This is a genomic window from Salmonella sp. FC25216 (genome assembly GCF_057751355.1).
Map to the genome: position 1 here is coordinate 173,061 of NZ_JBDGON010000001.1, position 25,233 is coordinate 198,293.

A 25,233-nucleotide genomic window follows, 5' to 3' on the forward strand; every position below is an offset into this window, starting at 1 on the left:
GAACAATAAATACAACGTATGAAAAAACGTATTCCCACTCTTCTGGCCACCATGATCGCCAGCGCCCTTTATAGTCATCAGGGTCTGGCAGCCGATCTTGCCTCACAGTGTATGTTGGGCGTGCCGAGCTATGATCGTCCTCTGGTAAAAGGCGATACCAACGATCTGCCAGTCACTATCAATGCCGATAACGCTAAAGGTAACTACCCGGACGATGCCGTTTTTACCGGCAACGTGGACATTATGCAGGGGAATAGTCGCCTGCAAGCGGATGAAGTACAACTTCATCAGAAGCAGGCGGAAGGTCAGCCGGAACCTGTACGTACCGTCGATGCGCTGGGTAATGTCCATTATGATGACAATCAGGTCATCCTGAAAGGGCCGAAGGGCTGGGCGAACCTGAACACCAAAGACACGAACGTCTGGGAAGGCGACTACCAAATGGTGGGCCGTCAGGGGCGCGGTAAAGCCGACCTCATGAAGCAGCGCGGCGAAAACCGCTATACCATTCTGGAAAACGGCAGCTTTACCTCCTGTTTGCCTGGCTCCAATACCTGGAGCGTGGTGGGGAGTGAAGTCATCCATGACCGTGAAGAACAGGTTGCGGAAATCTGGAACGCCCGGTTTAAAGTCGGTCCGGTTCCGATCTTTTATAGCCCCTATTTACAGCTACCCGTCGGTGACAAACGTCGCTCAGGTTTCCTGATCCCGAACGCGAAATACACGACCAAGAACTATTTCGAATTCTACTTACCGTATTACTGGAACATCGCGCCCAATATGGACGCCACCATTACCCCGCACTATATGCACCGCCGCGGCAATATTATGTGGGAGAACGAATTCCGTTATCTCACGCAGGCGGGCGCAGGGCTGATGGAATTAGACTATCTGCCTTCTGATAAAGTCTATGAAGACGATCACCCCAAAGAGGGCGATAAGCACCGCTGGTTATTCTACTGGCAGCACTCAGGCGTGATGGATCAGGTGTGGCGTTTTAACGTCGATTACACCAAAGTCAGCGACTCCAGCTATTTTAACGATTTCGATAGTAAGTACGGTTCCAGTACTGACGGCTACGCAACGCAGAAATTCAGCGTCGGCTACGCCGTACAAAACTTTGACGCTACGGTGTCGACCAAGCAATTCCAGGTATTTAACGATCAGAACAACAGCAGCTACTCGGCGGAGCCGCAGTTAGACGTTAACTACTATCATAACGATCTTGGGCCGTTTGATACCCGGATTTACGGCCAAGCGGTACACTTTGTCAACACCAGAGACGATATGCCGGAAGCGACCCGCGTCCACCTGGAGCCGACCATCAACTTGCCGCTCTCCAACCGCTGGGGCAGCCTGAACACCGAAGCGAAGCTGATGGCGACGCACTACCAGCAAACGAATCTGGATGCCTATAACAATAATTCAGCGAACGTGAATAAGCTGGATGATTCGGTTAACCGCGTCATGCCGCAGTTTAAAGTCGACGGGAAATTAGTCTTCGAACGTGATATGGCGATGCTGGCGCCGGGGTATACCCAAACGCTGGAACCACGCGTGCAGTACCTGTATGTGCCGTATCGCGACCAGAGCGGCATCTATAACTACGACTCTTCTTTACTGCAATCCGACTATAACGGCCTGTTCCGCGACCGCACTTATGGCGGTCTCGACCGTATTGCTTCCGCCAACCAGGTCACGACCGGCGTCACAACACGCATTTATGATGATGCCGCCGTTGAACGTTTTAACGTTTCTGTGGGTCAAATCTACTATTTCACGGAGTCTCGCACCGGCGATGACAACATTAAATGGGAGAATGACGACAAAACCGGTTCGCTGGTTTGGGCAGGCGACACTTACTGGCGTATTTCAGAACGCTGGGGTCTGCGTAGCGGAGTACAGTACGATACCCGTCTGGATAGCGTCGCCACCAGCAGCAGCAGCCTCGAATACCGTCGGGATCAGGATCGTCTGGTACAGTTGAACTACCGCTATGCCAGCCCGGAATATATTCAGGCCACGTTGCCTTCGTATTATTCCACGGCAGAGCAGTATAAAAACGGCATCAACCAGGTGGGCGCGGTGGCAAGTTGGCCAATTGCCGATCGCTGGTCAATTGTCGGCGCGTACTACTTCGATACCAATTCGAGTAAACCTGCAGACCAGATGCTCGGCTTGCAGTACAACTCTTGCTGCTATGCGATCCGCGTCGGATACGAACGTAAGCTGAACGGTTGGGATAACGATAAACAACACGCGATTTATGATAACGCGATCGGCTTCAACATTGAGCTGCGCGGTTTGAGCTCTAACTACGGCCTCGGCACGCAAGAAATGTTGCGTTCTAACATTCTGCCGTATCAAAGCTCTATGTAATCTGATTGATTTACCACGTAATCCGCATTGCGGTTAATTGAAATGGAAAAAGTATGAAGAACTGGAAAACGCTGCTTCTCGGTATCGCCATGATCGCGAATACCAGTTTCGCTGCCCCCCAGGTAGTCGATAAAGTCGCAGCCGTCGTCAATAATGGCGTCGTGCTGGAAAGCGACGTTGATGGCTTAATGCAATCAGTCAAACTCAACGCGGGTCAGGCAGGTCAGCAGCTTCCGGACGACGCCACGCTGCGTCATCAGATCCTGGAACGTTTGATTATGGATCAAATTATCCTGCAAATGGGTCAAAAGATGGGGGTGAAAATCACGGATGAGCAGTTGGATGAGGCCATCGCCAACATCGCCAAACAGAACAATATGACGATGGATCAGATGCGCAGCCGCCTGGCTTACGATGGGCTGAACTATTCAACCTACCGTAACCAGATTCGTAAAGAGATGATTATCTCTGAAGTGCGCAACAACGAGGTTCGTCGCCGTATCACCGTTTTGCCGCAAGAAGTTGACGCGCTGGCAAAACAGATTGGCACCCAAAACGACGCCAGCACCGAGCTGAACCTGAGCCATATCCTGATTGCACTGCCGGAAAACCCCACCTCCGGGCAGGTTAACGACGCGCAACGCCAGGCGGAAAGCATTGTTGAAGAAGCGCGTAACGGCGCAGATTTCGGCAAACTGGCGATTACCTACTCTGCCGACCAGCAGGCGTTAAAAGGCGGTCAGATGGGCTGGGGCCGTATTCAGGAGCTGCCGGGAATTTTCGCCCAGGCGCTGAGTACAGCAAAGAAAGGCGACATTGTCGGCCCGATTCGCTCCGGCGTCGGCTTCCACATTCTGAAAGTAAACGACCTGCGCGGTCAGAGCCCGAATATCTCCGTGACCGAAGTTCACGCTCGTCACATTCTTCTTAAGCCGTCGCCGATCATGACCGATCAGCAGGCGCGCCTGAAGCTGGAAGAAATTGCGGCTGACATTAAGAGTGGTAAAACCACGTTTGCCGCCGCGGCGAAAGAGTACTCTCAGGACCCTGGCTCCGCTAACCAGGGCGGTGATTTAGGTTGGGCTACGCCAGATATTTTCGATCCGGCGTTCCGCGACGCGCTGACGAAGCTGCATAAAGGCCAAATGAGCGCGCCGGTACACTCCTCTTTCGGCTGGCATCTGATCGAATTGCTGGATACGCGTAAGGTAGATAAAACCGACGCGGCGCAGAAAGATCGCGCTTATCGTATGCTGATGAACCGTAAATTCTCAGAAGAAGCGGCGACCTGGATGCAAGAACAGCGAGCCAGTGCTTACGTTAAGATTCTGAGTAACTAATGAGCAGTGCGCAACGCGTTGTTATCACTCCCGGCGAACCCGCCGGGATTGGCCCCGATCTTGTTGTCCAACTGGCGCAACGCGCGTGGCCGATTGAACTGGTCGTCTGTGCGGATGGCGCGCTCCTGACGGAGCGGGCCGCCATGCTCGGCCTGCCCCTCTCGCTTCTCCCTTACTCGCCTGATGTCCCCGCTGCGCCACAGCCCGCGGGAACGCTGACCCTATTGCCGGTCTCGCTGCGCGCGCCTGCTATTCCCGGTCAGTTGACGGTAGAAAATGGCCCCTATGTGGTGGAAACGCTGGCGCGGGCCTGCGACGGCTGTCTGCAACATGAATTCGCGGCGCTGATCACCGGGCCGGTGCACAAAGGCGTGATCAATGACGCCGGCATTCCATTTACCGGACATACGGAGTTTTTTGAGGAACGCTCGCAGGCGAAAAAAGTGGTGATGATGCTGGCGACCGAAGCGTTACGTGTCGCGCTGGCGACCACGCATTTGCCGCTGCGGGCGATTGCTGATGCGATTACGCCTGCGTTACTCCACGACGTGATTGCTATTTTACATCACGATCTGCGGACGAAATTCGGACTGCGCAACCCTCATATTCTGGTGTGCGGTCTTAACCCGCACGCGGGTGAAGGCGGCCATATGGGGACGGAAGAGATAGACACTATCATTCCGGTACTCGACGAACTGCGCGCGCAGGGAATGCACCTTACCGGTCCGCTGCCCGCCGATACGCTGTTTCAGCCTAAATATCTCGACCATGCTGATGCGGTGCTGGCAATGTACCACGATCAGGGCCTGCCCGTGCTAAAATACCAGGGATTCGGTCGGGGAGTGAATATTACGCTCGGCCTACCTTTTATTCGAACCTCCGTTGACCACGGCACCGCGCTTGAACTGGCGGGCCAGGGAAAAGCGGATGTCGGCAGTTTTATTACGGCGCTTAATCTCGCCATCAAAATGATTGTTAATACCCAATGAATAATCGAGTCCATCAGGGCCATTTAGCCCGTAAACGCTTCGGGCAAAACTTTCTCAACGATCGGTTTGTGATCGACAGTATTGTTTCTGCTATTAATCCGCAAAAAGGCCAGGCGATGGTTGAAATCGGCCCCGGTCTGGCGGCGCTGACGGAACCGGTCGGCGAACGACTGGATAAGCTCACGGTCATCGAGCTTGACCGCGATCTGGCGGCGCGTTTGCAAACCCATCCGTTCTTAGGGCCGAAACTGACCATTTATCAGCAGGACGCCATGACCATGAACTTTGGCGAACTGTCTGCGCTGTTGGGCCAACCGCTGCGTGTGTTCGGCAATCTGCCCTATAACATCTCCACCCCGCTGATGTTCCATCTCTTTAGCTATACTGATGCCATTGCCGACATGCACTTTATGTTGCAAAAAGAAGTGGTAAATCGTCTGGTTGCAGGGCCGAACAGCAAAGCGTATGGTCGTTTAAGCGTGATGGCGCAATATTACTGTCAGGTGATCCCGGTGCTTGAAGTACCGCCATCCGCCTTCACGCCGCCGCCCAAAGTGGACTCCGCCGTGGTGCGTCTGGTTCCACACGCAACGATGCCTTACCCGGTTAAAGATATTCGCGTGTTGAGCCGTATTACCACCGAGGCCTTTAACCAGCGCCGTAAAACGATCCGTAACAGCCTCGGCAATCTTTTTAGCGTTGAGACGTTGACGGAAATGGGTATTGACCCGGCAATGCGCGCGGAAAATATCTCTGTCGCGCAGTACTGCCAGATGGCCAACTATCTGTCGGAAAACGCGCCTTTGAAGGAGAGTTAAATATGATCAATTCGCCCAGAGTGTGTATTCAGGTGCAAAGCGTCTATATTGAGGCGCAATCCTCACCTGACGATGAACGTTACGTTTTTGCCTATACCGTGACCATCCGCAATCTGGGCCGGGCGCCAGTGCAGCTACTAGGCCGCTACTGGCTGATTACCAATGGTCATGGCCGTGAAACTGAAGTCCAGGGCGAAGGTGTGGTTGGCGTCCAGCCTCGCATTGCGCCAGGCGAAGAGTATCAGTACACCAGCGGCGCGGTAATTGAAACGCCGCTGGGCACCATGCAGGGTCATTACGAAATGATCGATGAAAATGGCGACGCCTTTACCATCGACATTCCCGTGTTTCGACTCGCCGTCCCTACACTCATTCACTAAAATTATAGCAATGGCAACATACCTCATCGGCGACGTTCACGGTTGCTACGACGAACTGATCGCCTTATTACAGCAAGTGGAATTTACGCCAGAAACAGACACTCTGTGGCTGACTGGCGATTTGGTCGCCCGCGGTCCCGGTTCTCTGGACGTGTTACGCTACGTCAAAGCACTTGGCGATAGCGTGCGTCTGGTGTTGGGGAATCACGATTTACATCTACTGGCCGTATTCGCCGGGATTAGCCGCAACAAACCCAAAGACCGGCTAACCCCGCTTCTTGAAGCGCCGGACGCCGATGAGCTGCTGAATTGGTTACGTCGTCAGCCGCTGTTGCAGGTAGACGAGGAGAAAAAGCTGGTCATGGCGCATGCGGGTATTACGCCGCAGTGGGATTTGCAGACGGCAAAAGAGTGCGCCCGCGATGTTGAAGCGGTGTTGTCGAGCGACTCGTACCCGTTTTTCCTCGACGCGATGTATGGCGATATGCCGAATAACTGGTCGCCGGAGTTAAGCGGTCTGGCGCGGCTACGCTTTATTACTAATGCCTTTACCCGTATGCGTTACTGCTTTCCTAACGGTCAACTGGATATGTACAGCAAAGCGTCGCCGGAAAATGCCCCTGCGCCGCTGAAGCCGTGGTTTGCCATTCCAGGGCCAGTGAGCGAGGCTTACAGCATCGCGTTCGGGCACTGGGCGTCGCTGGAAGGGAAAGGGACGCCGGAGGGTATTTACGCGCTGGATACCGGCTGCTGCTGGGGCGGAGAGTTGACCTGTTTACGTTGGGAAGATAAACAGTATTTTGTGCAGCCGTCAAACCGCCAGATGGATATGGGCGAAGGCGAAGCAATCAACGCCTGATGGCGCTGCGCTTATCTGGCCTACACAGTCCGTGAGCGTAGGCCGGATAAGACGCCATGCGTCGCCATCCGGCAACATACATATCCGCCGCCGCTTACCGCCGTTCCAGAATCTCGAAACAATAGCTGTGAGAGTTCTGCGCGTCGGCATCGTGAAACTCACTGAATACCGACTCCCAGTCATCCGGTTCATAATCCGGAAAATGGGTATCGCCTTCGACTTCCGCATCAATATGCGTCAGATAAAGCTTCTGTGCTTTTGGCAGGAACTGCTCATACACGCGCCCGCCGCCAATGACCATAATTTCCGGCGCATCGCCGCAAGCGGCAATCGCCTCATCGACAGACTTCACCCACTGCACGCGATCGTCGGTGCCCGGCTGGCTGCTGATAATAATATTTTTACGTCCCGGTAAGGGGCGTCCGATAGATTCCCAGGTGTGACGTCCCATGACGACAGGTTTATTTAACGTGTTACGTTTAAACCAGGCGAGATCGGCAGGCAGGTTCCACGGCATGGCGTTTTCCATACCGATGACGCGATCCACCGCTAACGCCGCAATCAGACTGATCATTAATTATTTCCTGATACCAAAAAAATTGCCGCCACTATACGTAAAGCGCAATCTTTCGTCGACTGACGAAAAGAGGATGAGCACGAAAATTTTTCGTTCTGCTGGCGACGCCACTCATTTGATGTGGAGCGCCAGCATTACAGTAGTTCAAAAACAGCCAATTAGCAGTAAAGTTTGCAGAACATCACATTTTTTACTTTAGATTGACGGTTTGACCTCGGGTTCATCGGCGACCTCCCCGGAATGTTTGCCCTCAGCCGTTCCCTGCCAGCCGTGACGCTGAATCAACGACAGATGCTCCCGATCCTCGGTAATAATTTCGCTCAACATCGCGCTGGTACGTTTATAGGCGGCGGCGCGAGATAACGGATCGTTTTCCCCTTTCGCCATCTCTTCCACCATCTGGGTATTAAAATGGCGGAACAGATCCGCGCGCTCGCGGGCTTCATAACGCCCCAGCCCCAGCGCTTCCAGCGCCTGTCGCCCGCTTTTGAGCGCGCCTTCGAAAGTTTCACGTTCGGGCATCGCCACGCCGGCCTGTCGCAGGCGAATGTAATGATCGACATCACGAGCGCGGGCGATAATCTGCAGATGCGGGAAATGCGTCTTCACCAGTTCGCTCAGTTGCAGATTGGTTTGCGGATCGTCAATGGCGTTAATCAATACCTCCGCCTTCGCCGCTCCGGCAGATTCCAGCAAATCCATACGCGTCGCGTCGCCATAAAAAACCTTCATGCCGAATTTACGCAGCGTTTCGATATGATCGGGGTCGTGATCGAGCACCACCATCTTCACCCCGCTCGACAGCAGCAGACGCCCGGCTATCTGACCAAATCGCCCAAACCCGGCCACAATGACCCGCGGCTGCTCTTCATCGATTTCATCCGCCTCGCGCGCTTCGCCCGTCGCGGCCTTCTCCATGCGCGTCAGCAGCACCAGAAAAATCGGCGTTGCCGCCATCGACAGCGCGACCGCCAGCGTCAGCGCTTTCGCCCACTCCGACTCAAGGACATCCGCCATTTGCGCTGCGCCAAAAACCACAAACGCAAACTCACTTCCCTGGCCTAATAAGACGGCAAACCAGCGACGCTGTTTTGCCGGTACGCCCAGGGGCCTCGCGACCAGCCACAGCATAACGATTTTGATCGCCAGAAAACCGACCAACAACAGCAGAATACGCAGCGGATTCTCCACCAGCGTGCCGAAATCAATCGACATGCCGACGCCAATAAAGAACAGCCCCAGCAGCAATCCCTTAAAGGGTTCAATATCGCTTTCCAGCGCATGACGATATTCCGAACTCGCCAGCAGAACGCCCGCCAGGAACGCGCCCATCGCCATTGACAGCCCAACCTCTTCGAGCAACAGGCCGAAACCAAACACCAGAAATAGCGCCACGGCGCTGAACACCTCCCGCAAACCAGAACGCGCGACAAAGCGCAGCGCCGGGCGCGTGACGTAGCGTCCCAACAGCACCACCAGCGCCAACGCGCCTGCGACTTTTAACGCCGACAGCGCAAACGCGCCAAGCGTGGTGGATGCGCCGCTGGCGGCCAGTAGCGGAATCATCGCCACCAGCGGGATCGCCGCGATATCCTGGAACAAAAGCACCGCAAATGCGCTACGCCCCACTTGCGAAACGGTCAGGTTACGCTCATTCATTGCCTGCATGGCGATAGCCGTGGACGAAAGCGCCAGCGTCATACCGATCAGTTCCGCCACCTGCCAACGCAGGCCAAGAAGCATACAGAACAGACCAATCAGCCCGCCGCAGACCACCATCTGCAACGCGCCGCCGCCAAATACCGAGGCGCGCAGCTTCCATAACCGCTGCGGGTCCAGTTCAAGCCCAATGACAAACAACATCAGCACGACGCCGATTTCCGCAAAATGCAGAATAGATTCGGCATCCGTCACCAGTCGCAGCCCCCAGGGGCCGATAATGCAACCCGCAATCAGATACCCCAGCACCGAACCTAAGCCCAAACGTACCGCAATCGGCACAATCAACGCCGCCGAACCAAGATAGATCAGCGCCTGCAGTAGAGTATGACTATCCATGATTCGCCTCCTGCCATGCCAGTAAACGCTGTTTATACTGACGCGCCTGCGCCTGTAAGGTCTCGTTATCGCAAATGAACGTGCAGTGCATGGCAAACGGCGGCAGCCACGTTAAACCACAATAGAGCGCCGTCGCCTGTAGCGGCTGAGAAAGGACGTCAAATCCCGGATGTGAACCGATAGCAAAATGGTTTTCACCACCGCCGGTCGTTACCGCCCACAGCAGATGTTTACCGTGCAATGCCGTACCGCCATGACCGTAGGCCCAGCCGTGGGCGAGGACTTTATCCATCCATAATTTGAGTAAAGGAGGGACGCTGTACCACTGCATCGGATGCTGCCAGACGATAAGACTCGCGCGCGACAGCGCCTGCTGCTCGGCGGCAACGTCAATATTAAAATCGGGATAGAGGTGATAAAGCGAACGTATTTCGACGTTTTCCAGCGTCCCTGCCTGTTCAAGCATCCGTTTATTCGCATGAGAGTGATGCGGATACGGATGCGCATAAATAATGAGGATCATGATTAGCCTGTGATTATCGGTTTTTTATCACAAAGTGTAGTGACAAATTCACCAGGCTAATAGTGAATATTATTGAGCAGCTAATCAGAAAAAATTGAATTAATTATCCAGCTCGCTCATATTTTTCAGCTGATCGCGGTTAATCTGTTCGGTTTTCCCGGTGGCGGCGTTTTTGTAAGACACCATACCGGTATCGTTATCGACCTCGGGTTTCCCGTCGGTGACGATAGTTTTTCCATCCGTGGTTTCAACCGCCTGGTTAGAAGAGCATCCTGCGACGGTGAATAGGGTTGCTGCGGTAAACAGTGCGGTCATAAGACGTTTTTGCATGGTGTTCTCCCTGCTTTTCAGTTGTTTTAGCATGTGACTGTTAACTGTAGCGTTATTGGCGAAAAGCGGGGAGAAATGCAGAACACTCTTAACGAGGGTTATCCGATGGCGTTCCGCGCAAAGTCATGTTTCCGGTCTGTGTTAGCGTCAAGCCGCGAGTTTCCGGGGCAAACATCACCGATACGCCAAGCCCGACTAACGAAATCAACGCGCCAATCAGCATGACGTTATTAATACCGTAACGAGTAATAAAAATCGGTAATGCCCAGGTGGAGACAATGGTTCCAATGCGGCTTAATGACATGATGACCCCTACGGCCGAAGCGCGAATGTCCGTAGGGAAGAGTTCATTAGGATAAAGCCATTGCAGTATGCCCGGTCCGCCGGAAAAGAAGGCGTACACCGCAAACGCCACCACTACCAGTATGATGCCCAGATTTGACACCAGCCCCAGCAACGCCAGCGCAATAGTCATCATTGCGAAGCTGCCAATAAGCAGAGGGCGACGGCCAATACTGTTTAGCCAGAACATCGCCGGTATACAGCCCAGCATAAAAAAGAGGCTAATCACCACATTGCCGAGCGCTGCGCTGCGCCCCTGTTCCCAGCCGAGTAACCCGACGATCTGCGGCCCAAAGGTATAGATAGCGAACATCGGGATCACCTGACAGGTCCAGATAGCCGCGACGAACAGTACAAACGGGAAATGACGGCGGTTAAACAGTTGCAGGAAGCGGGTCTCCTGCGGCGGCTCATCGTCAAAGCAGACCGGTTCGCCGAACAGTTTGATCATCATTTGTTCGCACTCTTTTACCCGTCCTTTTCGCAATAGCCAGCGTGGCGATTCCGGCAGGTCAAAGCGGCCAATCAAAATGATTAAGCATGGGATAAAGGCGCTGCCAAGCATCCAGCGCCAGCCGCCTTCCATGTCATACAACCAATACCCCACCAGATTGGCGCAGGTCGCGCCGACGTACCACATCGCGGCGATAAAACCGATGGAAAACGCGCGCTGCCGGGTATTGGAAAACTCCGTAATCATGGACGTGGCGATAGGGTAATCCGCGCCGATAACAATGCCAATTAAAACGCGCATCACCAGCAATTCAAGCGGCGTGGAAACAAACATGGTCGCCACGGAGATAGCGCCGATAGCGATAATATCAAGCAGGAACATTTTACGCCGCCCGACTTTATCGCAAATATAGCCAAACAGCGAGGTGCCGATAAACAGTCCGGCAAGCGTAGCCGCGCCGAGCGCGCCAATCCATTCAGCATCAAGGTGCAATAGCGGCGTCAGTTGTTCCAGCGCCACGCCAATGATCACCAGCACGTAGCCATCAAGGAACGGGCCGCCGCTTCCCCACAGCATAATTCTGCGATGAATGGCGGAGAATTTAAGGTCGTCAAAGTTCCTGGGCTGCGGCATGGTTATGTCCTGTTTTATCCTGGTTGCCTGATGGCGCTGCGCGTATCAGGCCGACCAGGTCCGTGAGCGTAGGCCGGATAAGCGCAACGCCATCCGGCAGTCAATCAACCGTAGCGAAACTCCACGCCAAAGGTACCGCGCGGGTATTCCCACTTTTCCAGCGCGCTGTCCAGGCCGAGAATCCGACAGGTACCGCATTCCAGACAGCCGGCGTAGTCAAACCGCACGCTGCCGTCATCCTGCTTCTTGTACAGCCCGGCGGGACATGCCTTAATCAGCACCTCCAGCGCCTGCTTATCCGGTTCGGTTTTCAGCACGATATGCGGGTTATTTTCATCGACGTTGAATTTATTAACGCCCAGCTTGACGTCAACATTGACGGGGGAAGTCATAATACGGTCGCTCCTTTAATACCGTCCTTCATCAGATTGATAAGGCCGACTTTCTTTGCATGACGCAGGATTTTTTTACGCATCGGCTCCGGCGCGCCGCCATCAACGGTAAACAGATCGCGGGCGATACCGACCGCCATTTCCGGATAGCGGGTAAACATGCGCGGGTTATCGAGAAACGCCGGCAGACGCTGGTACATTCGCATATCCCGCATCAGACCGTTGTCGAGATGCTGGCGATATTCCGCCAGTTTTTGCCGACTGAAATCAGCGCTGCGCAGTGCGGAAAGGACGGTTTTCGCCGCCGCGTCTCCTGCCGCCACGGCCAAATCCATACCGCGGATAGTAAAGCCCAGATTCATGCACATTCCGCCAGCATCACCGGCAATCAACACCCCGTCGCCCACCAGCTCAGGCTGCATAGCAAACCCGGCCTCCGGGACGACGTGCGCGGCATACTCCACCAGTTTGCCGCCGGCGATCAGCGGCGCGACCGCCGGATGCTGTTTAAAATCTTCCAGCATTTGCGGCACGGATTTTGTCGCCGCGTTCAGATGGTGCAGACCGCACACCAGCCCCAGCGACAGCGTGGTTTCATTGGTATACAAAAATCCACCGCCCATCAGCCCTGCGGTCGGCGCGCCGGCGAACAGGCAGGCTGCGCCTTCATTGCCCCGAAGTTGAAAACGATCTTCAATAACGGATTGGGGTAATTCGATCAGTTCTTTCACCCCCACCGCAACGTGCGAGGCGTTGACGCGTTTCGCCATGCCCAGCTTTTCCGCCAGCAAGGAATTGACGCCGTCCGCCAGGATCACGACTTTCGCTTCGATAATATCGCCATCGGCCTCCACGCCGACGACCTTGTCGTCGCGCTGTACGACGTTATCCACGCGGATACCGGTAATCAGTTGCGCGCCCGCTTCTTCCGCCTGCTCCATCAGCCAGGCGTCAAATTTACTGCGCAGCACGGAATAAGAACGCTGTGAAGGCGCTTGCTCCTCCGCATTAACATAATCAACCGCCATCACCCCTTGTTCGGTCATAAAGGCGAGTTTTTCATGGGTAATGAGACGTTCTACGGGCGCTCGTGCCGCAAAATCGGGTAGAATACGCTCCAGGCTATGCGCGTAGAGGCGACCGCCAGTGACGTTTTTCGCGCCAGCAGAATTGCCTCGCTCAATCACCAGTACCTGCGCGCCTTCACGCGCCAGCACCAACGCGGCGACTGACCCGGCCAGCCCTGCGCCGACAATAATGGCGTCAAAGATATCTTCAGACATAGAAACTCCCAGTCAGCGGCGGGACGTGCTTTGCCCCGCCTTGCTCAATCAACGTGCTAATGCCTGGATCAGCGCGGGCAGGATCTTTACCGCATCGCCCACAATGCCGTAATCCGCGTACTGGAAGATCGGCGCGTTTTTATCTTTGTTAATGGCGCAGATCGTTTGCGATCCATTCGCCCCGACCATGTGCTGGATCTGCCCGGAGATCCCGATGGCAAGATAAAGTTCGGGTTTTAACATCAGGTTGGAGATACCGACATAACGCTCATGTTCCATCCATTTTTCGTTTTCCGCGACCGGACGAGAGCAGGCCAGCTCCGCGCCGATGGTCTGACACAGCGCCTGTGCCAACGCGATATTCTCTTTACTGCCGATCCCGCGTCCAACGCTCACCACCAGCCGCGCTTTATCCAGATCGACGCGGTTGCTCTGACGCGCCTGCGTCGCGGTACGCGTCACCGCTATCGCCGGCGCTATCCACTCCACGCTCTGCGCCTCGCCGCGGCGCGCCGTATCCGCCTGCGCCGGTTCGAAAGCGCCGCTGCTCAGCGTGACTACCGCCCAGGGAGAGGTAATCGTCTCTTCGCCCATCGCCAGCCCGCCGTAAACCATGTGTTTTACCGCAGCCCCTTCCGCTTGTGGTACGACGCTACTGGCATCGTTAGACACCGCCGCTGCCAGACGGTAGCCGAGCTTAGCCGCCAGCAGTTTTCCGCGACGGGTATTCGGCAGTAGTACCATGCCCGCCTCGCCGCCATGTTTATGGAGGGTTTCCACTATGGCTTCCGCATAGTCTTCCACCATACGGTCATCAGGTTTACCGCGTAAAAACCAGACGCGATCCGCGCCAAAATGGAACGCTGCCTCGCTATCCGCCTCGCTCAGTACGAAAACGTTAATCTGTTCGCCGGTATGCTGCGCGCCGCCCATCAGTTCCGGCAGACGAGAAGACGTATCGCTGAATACCCAAACACTGGAAAACTTGCTCATAACTTCCCCTTAGTTAATGATTTTGCGCAGGTTTTCGGCGAATGCGGCGATCTGTTCTTCGCCCTCGCCTTCAATGACAATTCGCTGACGCTCGCGCTGTTTCGGCGCAGCGACGCGTTGGCTGGAGTAGTCAGCCGCCGCGCTAAAGCCGATGTCCGCCGCAGACCAGACCTGGACGGGCTTTTTCGCCGCGCCGAGAATCGCTTTCATCGACGGGATTTGCGGGGAGTTAATATCGGTAGAGACCGCCACGACCGCAGGTAACGGGATATGCAGCGTTTCGATTTCATCTTCCAGCTCGCGCTCAACGATAAGGGCGTCTTCACTCAGCGAAAGGATGTTGCGCACGCCGTTAATGGCCGGGATATGCAGCGTTTCACCCAGCAGCAGGCTCACCTGCTGAGCATAAAGATCGGAAGAGCCATCGCCGCAGATAATCAGATCAAAACCCGCTTTTTGCGCAGCGGCGGCGAGCGCGGCGGCGGTTTGTTGCGGCAGCGCCTGTTCAAACTGCTCATCAATTACGACAATAAGATCGTCAGGGCCGCGAGAAAGCACATCTTTACGCCCTTTGGCATTGGTCAGCGCCTGGCCGCCCACGCTCATTGCCGTCACCACGGCATCGCTGGCCTGCTGTTTTAACTGGCAAGCGGCTTCAATCGCATTTAAATCGTATTGGCTAATTTTGGCGTCGGCTTTACGGGTATCTAATGAACCATCTTCGTTATTAATCACAATATCCTGTTCATCAGGCACGCACTTGTAGCAAGTCAATATCTTCATTGCATCTCCAGAAATCATGAAGGAAAGATCATCTATATCGGCGGTGTTAAATACAGATATCACGCTCTTAAATTCGGGAATAAAACATTAATCACCAATATTGAAAAAGTCACATCCTGTTCTTCATAACTTTCAATATTGTTAAGCACCTCACCAATATTGAACAGTCAGCGACAAAATATAAAAATTTTCAATATTGTTTTACGGATCACCAATATTGAAAGAGAGGCGCGCAAAAAACGCCCAACAACCCTGTATTTCATTGATTATAAAGAAATAAATACAAAACAAACCGTCAACATAAACGACAAAAAAGTGTGATCCAGATTACAGAACGTCGTGCGATGAATACTCATTATGAGTTACTCGCAAAAGCGCCCTGAGGTCAAATTATCACCGGTCGAATATTCAGGAAAATAAACAAAATATAATAGCCAGGAACGCAGCATAAATTTCGTTTTGACACTGGAATTAACTCATGAAAACTGACAAGAAAAAGTCTGGAATAGAACCAAAGGTTTTTTTCCCGCCACTTATAATCGTAGGGATACTTTGTTGGCTAACGGTTCGGGATCTTGATGCGGCAAATAATGTTATTAACGCCGTATTCAGTTATGTCACCAACGTATGGGGATGGGCCTTTGAATGGTATATGGTCGTCATGCTCATCGGCTGGTTCTGGCTGGTCTTTGGTCCTTATGCGAAAAAGAAATTAGGCGATGAACCGCCGGAATTCAGCACCGCTAGCTGGATTTTTATGATGTTCGCCTCCTGTACCTCCGCCGCCGTCCTGTTCTGGGGGTCGATAGAAATTTATTACTATATTTCTACGCCGCCGTTCGGCCTTGCGCCCAACTCCACCGGCGCGAAAGAGATTGGCCTCGCCTATAGCCTGTTCCACTGGGGCCCGCTGCCGTGGGCGACCTACAGTTTCCTCTCCGTCGCTTTTGCCTACTTCTTTTTCGTCCGTAAGATGGATGTTATCCGTCCCAGCTCCACGCTGGTACCGCTGGTCGGCGAAAAACATGCCAAAGGGCTTTTCGGCACCATCGTCGATAACTTCTACCTGGTGGCGCTGATCTTTGCGATGGGAACCAGCCTCGGTCTGGCGACGCCGCTGGTGACGGAGTGTATGCAGTATCTATTCGGTATTCCGCACACCCTGGAGCTGGACGCCATTATTATTACCTGCTGGATCATCCTGAACGCGATCTGTGTCGCCTGCGGTTTGCAAAAAGGGGTCAGAATCGCCAGCGACGTTCGCAGTTATTTAAGCTTTCTGATGCTGGGCTGGGTATTCATCGTCAGCGGCGCCAGCTTCATCATGAACTATTTTACCGATTCGGTCGGTACACTGTTGATGTACCTGCCGCGGATGCTGTTTTACACCGATCCGATAGGTAAAAGCGGGTTCCCGCAAAGCTGGACCGTCTTTTACTGGGCATGGTGGGTGATTTACGCCATCCAGATGAGCATCTTCCTCGCCCGTATTTCCCGTGGTCGGACAGTGCGTGAACTCTGCTTCGGCATGGTGCTGGGGCTGACGGCTTCTACCTGGATTTTGTGGACCGTCCTCGGCAGCAATACTCTCCTGCTGATGGATAAAAATATCCTCAATATTCCGCAGTTAATCGACCAACACGGCGTGGCGCGCGCCATTATCGAAACCTGGGCTGCCCTGCCGCTCAGTACCGCCACCATGTGGGGATTCTTCATCCTGTGCTTTATCGCCACCGTCACGCTGATTAACGCCTGTTCTTATACCCTGGCGATGTCGACCTGTCGCGAGATACGCGACGGCGAAGAACCGCCGCTGCTGGTGCGGATCGGCTGGTCGGTACTGGTGGGCATTATTGGCATTGTTTTGTTGGCGCTCGGCGGGCTGAAACCAATTCAAACCGCCATTATCGCCGGCGGCTGCCCGCTGTTCTTCGTCAACATCATGGTGACGCTCTCCTTTATCAAAGACGCCAAAACGCACTGGAAAGATAAATAAAATTAACCCCAAGAGATCAAGAGGTTGGAACATGGATTTTAATTTAAATGATGAACAGGAACTGTTTGTCGCCGGTATTCGTGAATTGATGGCCAGTGAGAACTGGGAAGCCTATTTTGCCGAGTGCGATCGTGACAGCATCTATCCCGAACGTTTTGTGAAAGCGCTGGCGGAGATGGGGATTGATAGCCTGCTGATCCCGGAAGAGCACGGTGGCCTGGACGCCGGATTCGTTACCGTTGCGGCGGTATGGATGGAATTGGGGCGTCTGGGCGCACCGACATATGTGCTGTACCAATTACCGGGCGGGTTCAACACTTTCCTGCGTGAAGGCACCCAGGAACAGATCGATAAGATTATGGCCTTTCGCGGCACCGGTAAGCAGATGTGGAACTCGGCAATTACCGAGCCGGGTGCCGGTTCGGATGTCGGGAGCTTAAAAACCACCTATACCCGCAAAAATGGTAAGGTTTACCTCAATGGCAGCAAGTGCTTTATCACCAGTAGCGCGTACACCCCCTACATTGTGGTGATGGCAAGGGATGGCGCATCGCCGGATAAGCCTGTCTATACCGAATGGTTTGTGGATATGAGCAAACCGGGCATCAAAGTGACCAAACTGGAAAAGCTCGGTCTGCGTATGGATAGCTGCTGCGAAATTACCTTCGATGAGGTTGAACTGGACGAGAAAGACAGGTTCGGTCGGGAAGGTAACGGCTTTAATCGCGTTAAAGAAGAGTTCGATCATGAACGTTTCCTGGTGGCGTTAACCAACTACGGCACGGCGCTATGCGCCTTTGAAGATGCGGCGCGTTACGCTAATCAGCGCGTGCAGTTTGGCGAGACAATTGGTCGCTTCCAACTGATTCAGGAGAAATTCGCCCATATGGCGATCAAATTAAACGCCATGAAAAATATGCTGCTGGAAGCGGCATGGAAGGCAGACAACGGCACAATCACCTCCGGCGATGCAGCCATGTGTAAATACTTCTGCGCTAACGCCGCGTTTGAGGTTGTGGACAGCGCCATGCAGGTATTAGGCGGCGTGGGCATTGCGGGGAATCATCGTATTTCGCGGTTCTGGCGCGATCTGCGCGTTGACCGCGTTTCCGGCGGATCTGACGAAATGCAGATCCTGACGCTCGGTCGCGCGGTGCTGAAGCAGTACCGCTAAGTAAAGCGCCCGGTGGCGCTGCGCTTACCGGGTCTACGGATTGTGCATGTTGTAATCCGGATAGGTGTTTACGCCGCATCCGGCAACAGGAGTGATACCATGACAACGCATTTAGCAATGCCTGCCTTCGGCCCCCTCTCGGGGCTGCGGGTAGTCTTTTCCGGAATAGAAATCGCCGGGCCGTTCGCCGGACAAATGTTCGCAGAATGGGGCGCGGAGGTTATCTGGATCGAAAACGTGGCCTGGGCCGATACCATTCGCGTCCAGCCGAATTATCCGCAGCTTTCACGTCGTAATCTGCACGCCCTTTCCCTGAACATCTTTAAAAACGAAGGACGAGAAGCGTTTCTGAAATTAATGGAAACGACCGATATCTTTATTGAAGCCAGCAAAGGCCCGGCGTTCGCCCGCCGCGGCATTACCGATGAAGTACTGTGGGAACATAACCCGAAACTGGTTATCGCCCATCTTTCCGGCTTCGGTCAGTTTGGCGACGAAGAGTATACCCATCTGCCGGCTTACAATACCATCGCCCAGGCGTTCAGCGGCTATCTGATCCAAAACGGCGATATCGACCAACCGATGCCCGCCTTTCCCTACACCGCCGACTATTTTTCCGGCCTGACCGCCACTACCTCGGCGCTGGCGGCGCTGCATAAAGTACGGGAAACCGGTAAAGGCGAAAGTATTGATATTGCGATGTATGAAGTGATGTTGCGGATGGGGCAGTATTTTATGATGGATTACTTCAACGGCGGCGAAATCTGCCCGCGAATGACCAAAGGTAAAGACCCTTATTACGCCGGTTGCGGATTATATAAATGCGCCGACGGTTATATCGTGATGGAGTTAGTCGGCATTACGCAAATTAACGAATGCTTTAAAGATATCGGCCTCGCGCATATTCTCGGTACGCCGGAAGTGCCGGAAGGCACGCAGTTGATTCACCGTATCGAATGCCCTTATGGGCCGCTGGTGGAAGAAAAACTGGATACCTGGCTGGCGACGCGTTCTATTGCTGACGTTCAGGCGCGTTTTGCCGAACTGAATATCGCCTGCGCAAAAGTGCTGACTATTCCGGAGCTGGAACATCATCCGCAGTACGTGGCCCGTGAGTCCATTACCCAGTGGCAAACGATGGACGGTCGCACCTGTAAGGGGCCGAATGTCATGCCGAAATTCAAAAACAACCCGGGGAAAATCTGGCGCGCCATGCCGTCACACGGCATGGATACCGCCGCCATTCTGAAAAATATTGGTTATAGCGAAGCAGATATTAAGGAACTGGTCGGCAAAGGGCTGGCCAAAGTTGAGGATTAAACGCGATGCGCTAATCGGTTTTCCGGTTAGCGCTCACGCCTGATTTTGTGGATAAAAGTGCAATGGATATTGTAGGCGGACAACACTTACGTCAGATGTGGGACGACCTGGCCGGAATATATGAAGACAAAACGGCGTTAATTTTTGAATCCTGCGCGGGAGAAGGACAACACTTCAGCTATGCCGCACTGAATAGAGAGATCAATCGCACGGCAAACCTTTTCTATTCCTTAGGCGTACGTAAAGGCGACAACGTTGCTTTGCATCTGGACAATTGCCCGGAATTTATCTTTTGCTGGTTTGGGCTGGCAAAAATCGGCGCCATCGTCGTGCCGATTAATGCCAGATTATTGCGCGAGGAGAGCGCCTGGATACTGCAAAATAGCCGGACATCGTTACTGGTCACCAGCGCGCCGTTTTATCCGATGTATCGTCAGACTCAACAGGAAGGGCATACGCCGCTCAGGCATATTTGTCTGATCGGCCCGACGCTCCCGGTCGAAGAAGGCGTTAGCCACTTTCACACGCTGAAAGCGCAGCAGCCCGACGTCCTGCTTTATACGCCGCCGTTAACGCCTGAGGATACCGCGGAAATCCTTTTTACCTCCGGCACAACGTCCCGCCCGAAAGGGGTAGTGATTACTCACTATAATTTACGTTTTGCTGGCTACTACTCCGCCTGGCAATGCGCGTTGCGCGAAGATGATGTTTATCTAACCGTCATGCCCGCCTTTCACATTGACTGCCAGTGTACGGCGGCGATGGCGGCCTTTTCAGCGGGCGCTACGTTTGTGCTGATCGAAAAATACAGCGCCCGCGCCTTCTGGGGACAGGTGAGAAAATATTGCGCGACCGTCACCGAATGTATCCCGATGATGATCCGAACGTTAATGACGCAGCCGCCCGCCGCTGACGATCGTCACCACTGTTTACGCGAAGTGATGTTTTACCTCAACCTCTCCGTGCAAGAGAAAGAGGCCTTTATCGAACGCTTCGGCGTCCGACTGCTCACCTCTTATGGTATGACGGAAACTATCGTCGGTATTATCGGCGACCGCCCCGGCGATAAGCGACGCTGGCCGTCGATTGGTCGTCCGGGTTTTTGCTATGAAGCGGAGATTCGCGATGAGCAAAATCGTGCGTTGCCTCCCGGCGAAATCGGGGAAATATGCGTTAAAGGCATTCCAGGTAAAACGCTTTTTAAAGCCTATTTCGAACGCCCGGACGCTACAGCCAAAGCGCTTGAGCCTAACGGCTGGCTACATACCGGCGATTCCGGCTATCGTGATGAGGAAGGTTTTTTCTATTTCGTCGATCGTCGCTGCAACATGATTAAGCGCGGCGGAGAAAATGTCTCTTGCGTCGAGCTGGAAAATATCATCGCCGGGCATCCTAAAATTCAGGATATCGTGGTTATCGGTATTAAGGATGATATTCGTGATGAAGCTATTAAAGCGTTTGTGGTACTCAATGAAGGTGAGACATTAACCGAGGAAGATTTTTTTACGTTTTGTGAGGCAAATATGGCGAAATTTAAAGTACCGTCATATCTGGAAATAAGAAAAGATTTGCCCCGTAATTGTTCAGGAAAAATCATTAAAAAAAATCTGAAATAACCTCTCCGGCGGGCACTGCCCGCTGAATACATCAACATTGTCGTGGAAATAGAGATATTTCTGGCGGATAACTGTGGCCCTGAAAAGGGAATAAGCGAATAAAGGATTGAAGATATGAGTGAATCATTGCACCTGACCCGTAATGGCCCCATTCTTGAAATTACGCTCGATCGCCCGAAAGCGAACGCGATTGACGCCAGAACCAGTTTTGCGATGGGTGAGGCCTTTCTGCGCTTCCGGGACGATCCGCATTTACGCGTAGCGATTGTCACCGGGGCGGGAGAGACGTTTTTTTCAGCCGGCTGGGATTTAAAAGCCGCCGCCGAAGGTGAAGCGCCGGATGCGGATTTCGGCCCCGGCGGTTTTGCCGGTTTAACCGAGCTTTTTGATCTTGATAAACCGGTGATTGCCGCGGTCAACGGCTACGCTTTCGGCGGCGGATTCGAACTGGCGCTGGCGGCGGATTTCATTATCTGCGCGGATCACGCCAGCTTCGCGCTGCCGGAAGCAAAACTTGGTATTGTGCCAGATAGCGGCGGCGTACTGCGTCTACCGAAGATCCTGCCGCCTGCGATCGTCAATGATATGGTGATGACCGGCAGACGCATGACAGCGGAAGAAGCGCTGCGCTGGGGAGTGGTAAATCGCGTCGTCAGTCCACATGAGTTAATGGACAGCGCCCGTGAACTGGCGCAACAACTGGTGCAAAGCGCCCCCCTGGCGGTCGCCGCCTTGAAAGAAATGACCCGCACCACTCGCGATATGTCAGTCGAAGAGGGCTATCGCTATATCCGTAGCGGCGCGCTGAGACACTATCCCGCCGTCCTGCACTCGGAAGATGCCCTCGAAGGGCCACAGGCGTTTGCGGAAAAGCGCGATCCGGTGTGGAAAGGTCGGTGATGATAGCAGCCTTGAACCGCTGACAAACCGGTTTAAGGTCTTCTTGTCGGGCGGCGCTGCGCTAAATATGCCTGTAATTATTGCAATATCAATAGATTAAATGATGATACAGGCCCGATAAGCGCAGCGCCAACAGCATCTGAACCACCAGACCACGGTGGACGCCAGATCGCCGACACATAAATTAACCTAATGGGTCAGGCGCTTAATCTTTCGCCATGCGGTTAAACTGCTCAATGGTAAGATCCCACGGCTCGCGGGTGGCATCCGGCATAAAGCTGCCGTCATCCACGCCAATTTCGTCTTTGATAATTTTATTCAGTTTTTCATTCATCATCAGAATGAGATCCTGATATTTCTCTTTATCAGCAGCAAGGTTATGGTTCTCATCGGGATCATTTTTAAGATCGTAAAGTTCAAGATCGTTGTATTTAATAAGATCCTCCCAGGTTTCCGGCGTATTATGCTCCCTTAGCGAAAAATAGCGCGCAAACTTATAACGGCCATCGTTAATCATGCGCGTCCCTGAACGATGGCTGAAATCAGGATGCAAATGGGAGATTTCCTGCTTGATTTGCGCCACCGTTTTTTGCTTATCTCTTTGTAGCGCTATAACGCGGTGGAGATAATGGGCATCGGTATACAGGATCATGCCATAGCAATATAAGCTGGCGTTTCTCACCGCATTAACCGCAACGCCTTCCGGGTTTTTTAGCAATCTGCTAAAATTAACGCCTTTCCGGTTGCCTAACGCTTTGTGCTGTTTTTCTTCCGGCAAACCGGTCAGTCCAACTAATGTCGGCGCGATATCAAGATGACAGGTCAACGCCTGACATTTCTTATTACCTGGATACGCCGGGTGGGAAATAATCATCGGCACATGGATCTGTTCTTTATAAACGGAAGCGCCTTTACCGTGCATCTGATGGCTTCCGCCTAATTCGCCATGATCGGCAGTAAATACAACAATCGTTTTATCAGTCAACTTGAGGGCATCAAGTTCATTTAATATCCGGTCAAGGTGAGTATCACAATCGCGGATACAGTTGAAATAGTAGTCAAGCAGTTTACGCCAACGACGATCTTCATCAGGAAACTGCCCTTCCAGCGCAGCGCGCGCCGTCTGGTATTCAAGATGCGCTGGCGGTCTTCCCTGCTCATTGAATGATTGATGCCTGTTTGCCGGCAGCGGATAGTTCAACCAGCTTGCCTGATAAAGCGCGTTTTCCGGCGGCTGCGTGGGCGCCAGGGTATTATCATCCTGATCCAGCTCGCCACGCCACTGTACCTTTTCTCCCTCCTTATCGGTATCAATAAACATCACGTCATGGGGATTAACGAGGTTAACGGCCAGGAACCAGGGCTTGTGTTGGTCATTCAGGGGCTGCCCCTTGCATCTTAACCAATTTATAGTCTGAGCCGTGGTGGTTGAATCATAAAAATAGCCGCCTTTACTATGGCCTATAATATCGCCGATGCCGTGATAGTCAGAAAAACCATATTTTTCCATAATTTTATGTAATTCTGGTTCAGGAATATTCCCGACATCAATATCCTCATCTTTTTCGTCAGGCAGAGGCTTCTCCAGTTTTTCTGTAAGATGCCACTTACCTTTATAGGCCGTATAATATCCCAGTTCCTGCATCATATGTCCTGTAGTTCCAAGAGCGGGGTCAAGGTCATAGGGCATCCAGGGTAATCCCAGATTATCAAACATCTTTGTCTGGGGCATATGTAAGCCGGTATACAATACGGAGCGGGAAGGCGTACAAACATTACTGGTATTCTGGTGGTTACAGAATGTCACCCCCGTTTTCATGAGCCGCTCTCTGCCGGGTACCGGGAAAGGAAACGTAGGGAAAAAACGCTCCTGGTCGGTCACGACTAACAGAATATTATATCCTTCTGGCAATTTCTCCGGGATCTCGCCGGTAAACGGTTTATCCCAGGCCGGTTTCGCCTTAACGGCGCATTTTTCATCAGCTTTTACCGCGCCGGATAACATACCGCCGGCGGCAAGAATACCGGCGCTGGTTAACAGTTTCCTACGCGTAAGATCCGTCTCTTCTGTAGACAGATTTTTTTTATTACTCATATTATTATACCTGTTGTCAGTAAATTATCACATATTCATTTATTACTGTACGAGTAAGCGAGGACATATATCAATGTTTTCCGGGTAAGAATATGTGTTATAAATTGATTTATATTTCAAATTAGAAATATATTAGTAAATGACAATATTCATCAGAAAATTATTTAGCCGAAAAATACATTGTTTTTATTTTAGAGATACAACTCCAGACATTACTTCATAAAAAAATACATTATTAAACATACCTTATAGCACCATACTCGCTCCATTTCCCCTCAGCTACGGCGATTACCCTATGTCGCTGCAATGAAATTTCCCTGGAAAAGCATACCATTAGCAACAAGCCGCGCCACAACGGACATACAACCGGTAATATCACCCTGCGAAATTAAAACATAACTCAATTCTGTTATATTGCTTATGGATAAAAACTATCGCATTACTGCGTGATTCAATAACCTTTCCGCCATTACAAACAGCAATATAAAATCCATTATTTATATAGGGTTATGTTTCTTTTTAACCTTTAAAGCATTATTTTACATTGACAAAAACATAAAGGGGCGGCTATAACAATATATAAGGCTGTTATGTCAAACAAGTCTATTTAGAATAATCAACCGAACTTATAAATAAGTTCGGTACGGATTGCTGATACTGCACAAACATTACCATCAATATAACAGGAACAGAACTATGAAAAAACGCATTATCGCCGTAGCATTACTGGCAACGATCTCTTCATTCAGTACGCTTGCAGCAGAACAGGTCTCTAAGCAAGAAATCAGCCACTTCAAACTGGTTAAGGTCGGTACAGTAAATGTGTCCCAGAGTGGCGGGCAGATTTCCTCACCAACTGATTTGCGTGAAAAACTTTCAGAGTTAGCAGATGCGAAAGGCGGGAAATATTACCATATTATTGCTGCGCGAGAGCATGGTCCGAATTTTGAAGCCGTTGCCGAAGTTTATAATGATGCGGCGAAATAAAAATGTTCTGAT

22 protein-coding genes are annotated in these 25,233 nt (G+C 52.5%); 12 read left to right on the forward strand and 10 right to left on the reverse strand.

Features of this window, described 5'->3' with window-relative positions:
• Positions 1-18: 18 nt before the first annotated feature.
• The 6 genes from lptD to apaH are packed head-to-tail and all read left to right on the forward strand — an operon-like array spanning position 19 to position 6,765.
• The gene (lptD, locus tag AC3G3F_RS00760; protein ID WP_023245681.1) at positions 19-2,379 is read left to right on the forward strand and encodes an LPS assembly protein LptD; all 2,361 of its coding nucleotides are present in this window, start codon (positions 19-21) and stop codon (positions 2,377-2,379) included.
• A 53-nt stretch (positions 2,380-2,432) separates the two neighbouring features.
• A complete protein-coding gene (surA, locus tag AC3G3F_RS00765; RefSeq protein ID WP_023245680.1) occupies positions 2,433-3,719 on the forward strand; it encodes a peptidylprolyl isomerase SurA in 1,287 nt (428 codons plus the stop codon).
• On the forward strand, positions 3,719-4,708 hold the full coding sequence (gene pdxA / locus AC3G3F_RS00770; protein WP_053508849.1) for a 4-hydroxythreonine-4-phosphate dehydrogenase PdxA: 990 nt from the start codon (positions 3,719-3,721) through the stop codon (positions 4,706-4,708). The genes surA and pdxA overlap by 1 nt, the downstream gene beginning before the upstream one ends.
• Entirely contained in the window at positions 4,705-5,526 is an 822-nt protein-coding gene (gene rsmA / locus AC3G3F_RS00775; protein ID WP_023245678.1) for a 16S rRNA (adenine(1518)-N(6)/adenine(1519)-N(6))-dimethyltransferase RsmA, read from the forward strand. The genes pdxA and rsmA overlap by 4 nt, the downstream gene beginning before the upstream one ends.
• Positions 5,527-5,528: 2 nt before the next feature.
• Complete coding sequence (gene apaG / locus AC3G3F_RS00780; protein WP_000610894.1) at positions 5,529-5,906, forward strand: Co2+/Mg2+ efflux protein ApaG; 378 nt, start codon at positions 5,529-5,531, stop codon at positions 5,904-5,906.
• A 10-nt stretch (positions 5,907-5,916) separates the two neighbouring features.
• Positions 5,917-6,765 (forward strand): bis(5'-nucleosyl)-tetraphosphatase (symmetrical) ApaH, encoded by an 849-nt coding sequence (gene apaH / locus AC3G3F_RS00785; protein WP_023245677.1) that lies wholly within the window; start codon positions 5,917-5,919, stop codon positions 6,763-6,765.
• Between the two features lie 94 nt (positions 6,766-6,859).
• Here apaH and folA read toward each other — a convergent pair whose 3' ends face one another.
• The 9 genes from folA to AC3G3F_RS00830 form a co-directional block, all read right to left on the reverse strand.
• Positions 6,860-7,339 carry a type 3 dihydrofolate reductase gene (folA, locus tag AC3G3F_RS00790; protein WP_000624378.1) on the reverse strand — a complete coding sequence of 160 codons (480 nt, stop codon included), beginning with the start codon at positions 7,337-7,339 and terminating at the stop codon, positions 6,860-6,862.
• Between the two features lie 198 nt (positions 7,340-7,537).
• On the reverse strand, positions 7,538-9,400 hold the full coding sequence (gene kefC / locus AC3G3F_RS00795) for a glutathione-regulated potassium-efflux system protein KefC (protein ID WP_053529489.1): 1,863 nt from the start codon (positions 9,398-9,400) through the stop codon (positions 7,538-7,540).
• Positions 9,393-9,923 carry a glutathione-regulated potassium-efflux system oxidoreductase KefF gene (gene kefF, locus AC3G3F_RS00800; protein ID WP_053508854.1) on the reverse strand — a complete coding sequence of 177 codons (531 nt, stop codon included), beginning with the start codon at positions 9,921-9,923 and terminating at the stop codon, positions 9,393-9,395. The genes kefC and kefF overlap by 8 nt, the downstream gene beginning before the upstream one ends.
• 99 nt (positions 9,924-10,022) lie before the next feature.
• Entirely contained in the window at positions 10,023-10,253 is a 231-nt protein-coding gene (locus AC3G3F_RS00805) for a YgdI/YgdR family lipoprotein (protein WP_001172089.1), read from the reverse strand.
• A gap of 88 nt (positions 10,254-10,341) precedes the next feature.
• Positions 10,342-11,682 (reverse strand): MFS transporter, encoded by a 1,341-nt coding sequence (locus AC3G3F_RS00810; RefSeq protein ID WP_053508856.1) that lies wholly within the window; start codon positions 11,680-11,682, stop codon positions 10,342-10,344.
• A gap of 104 nt (positions 11,683-11,786) precedes the next feature.
• Positions 11,787-12,074: a ferredoxin-like protein FixX gene (gene fixX / locus AC3G3F_RS00815; RefSeq protein ID WP_000203755.1), complete on the reverse strand. Its 288-nt coding sequence runs from the start codon at positions 12,072-12,074 to the stop codon at positions 11,787-11,789.
• The gene (locus AC3G3F_RS00820) at positions 12,071-13,357 is read right to left on the reverse strand and encodes an FAD-dependent oxidoreductase (protein ID WP_079817150.1); all 1,287 of its coding nucleotides are present in this window, start codon (positions 13,355-13,357) and stop codon (positions 12,071-12,073) included. Before AC3G3F_RS00820 ends, fixX begins: the two co-directional genes overlap by 4 nt.
• A gap of 48 nt (positions 13,358-13,405) precedes the next feature.
• Positions 13,406-14,350: an electron transfer flavoprotein subunit alpha/FixB family protein gene (locus tag AC3G3F_RS00825; RefSeq protein WP_070801421.1), complete on the reverse strand. Its 945-nt coding sequence runs from the start codon at positions 14,348-14,350 to the stop codon at positions 13,406-13,408.
• A 9-nt stretch (positions 14,351-14,359) separates the two neighbouring features.
• The gene (locus AC3G3F_RS00830; protein WP_023245669.1) at positions 14,360-15,133 is read right to left on the reverse strand and encodes an electron transfer flavoprotein FixA; all 774 of its coding nucleotides are present in this window, start codon (positions 15,131-15,133) and stop codon (positions 14,360-14,362) included.
• A gap of 478 nt (positions 15,134-15,611) precedes the next feature.
• On the opposite strand from AC3G3F_RS00830, the gene caiT reads away from it, so the two are divergent.
• The 5 genes from caiT (at position 15,612) to caiD (ending at position 22,139) form a co-directional block, all read left to right on the forward strand.
• The gene (gene caiT / locus AC3G3F_RS00835; RefSeq protein ID WP_000845326.1) at positions 15,612-17,129 is read left to right on the forward strand and encodes an L-carnitine/gamma-butyrobetaine antiporter; all 1,518 of its coding nucleotides are present in this window, start codon (positions 15,612-15,614) and stop codon (positions 17,127-17,129) included.
• A gap of 31 nt (positions 17,130-17,160) precedes the next feature.
• Positions 17,161-18,303, forward strand: coding sequence for a crotonobetainyl-CoA dehydrogenase (caiA, locus tag AC3G3F_RS00840; RefSeq protein ID WP_000347100.1), 1,143 nt, complete (start codon positions 17,161-17,163; stop codon positions 18,301-18,303).
• A gap of 99 nt (positions 18,304-18,402) precedes the next feature.
• Positions 18,403-19,623: an L-carnitine CoA-transferase gene (caiB, locus tag AC3G3F_RS00845; protein WP_053529493.1), complete on the forward strand. Its 1,221-nt coding sequence runs from the start codon at positions 18,403-18,405 to the stop codon at positions 19,621-19,623.
• A gap of 62 nt (positions 19,624-19,685) precedes the next feature.
• Positions 19,686-21,239 carry a crotonobetaine/carnitine-CoA ligase gene (gene caiC, locus AC3G3F_RS00850; RefSeq protein WP_079817152.1) on the forward strand — a complete coding sequence of 518 codons (1,554 nt, stop codon included), beginning with the start codon at positions 19,686-19,688 and terminating at the stop codon, positions 21,237-21,239.
• A gap of 114 nt (positions 21,240-21,353) precedes the next feature.
• Positions 21,354-22,139 (forward strand): crotonobetainyl-CoA hydratase, encoded by a 786-nt coding sequence (caiD, locus tag AC3G3F_RS00855; RefSeq protein WP_023245666.1) that lies wholly within the window; start codon positions 21,354-21,356, stop codon positions 22,137-22,139.
• 205 nt (positions 22,140-22,344) lie between these two features.
• Here caiD and AC3G3F_RS00860 read toward each other — a convergent pair whose 3' ends face one another.
• Positions 22,345-24,234 (reverse strand): sulfatase family protein, encoded by a 1,890-nt coding sequence (locus tag AC3G3F_RS00860; protein WP_053529494.1) that lies wholly within the window; start codon positions 24,232-24,234, stop codon positions 22,345-22,347.
• A 696-nt stretch (positions 24,235-24,930) separates the two neighbouring features.
• Between AC3G3F_RS00860 and srfN the strand changes: the two genes are divergently transcribed.
• Positions 24,931-25,221, forward strand: a complete 291-nt coding sequence (gene srfN, locus AC3G3F_RS00865) for a DUF1471 family virulence protein SrfN (RefSeq protein ID WP_023245664.1) — start codon at positions 24,931-24,933, stop codon at positions 25,219-25,221.
• The last annotated feature ends 12 nt before the right edge of the window (positions 25,222-25,233 follow it).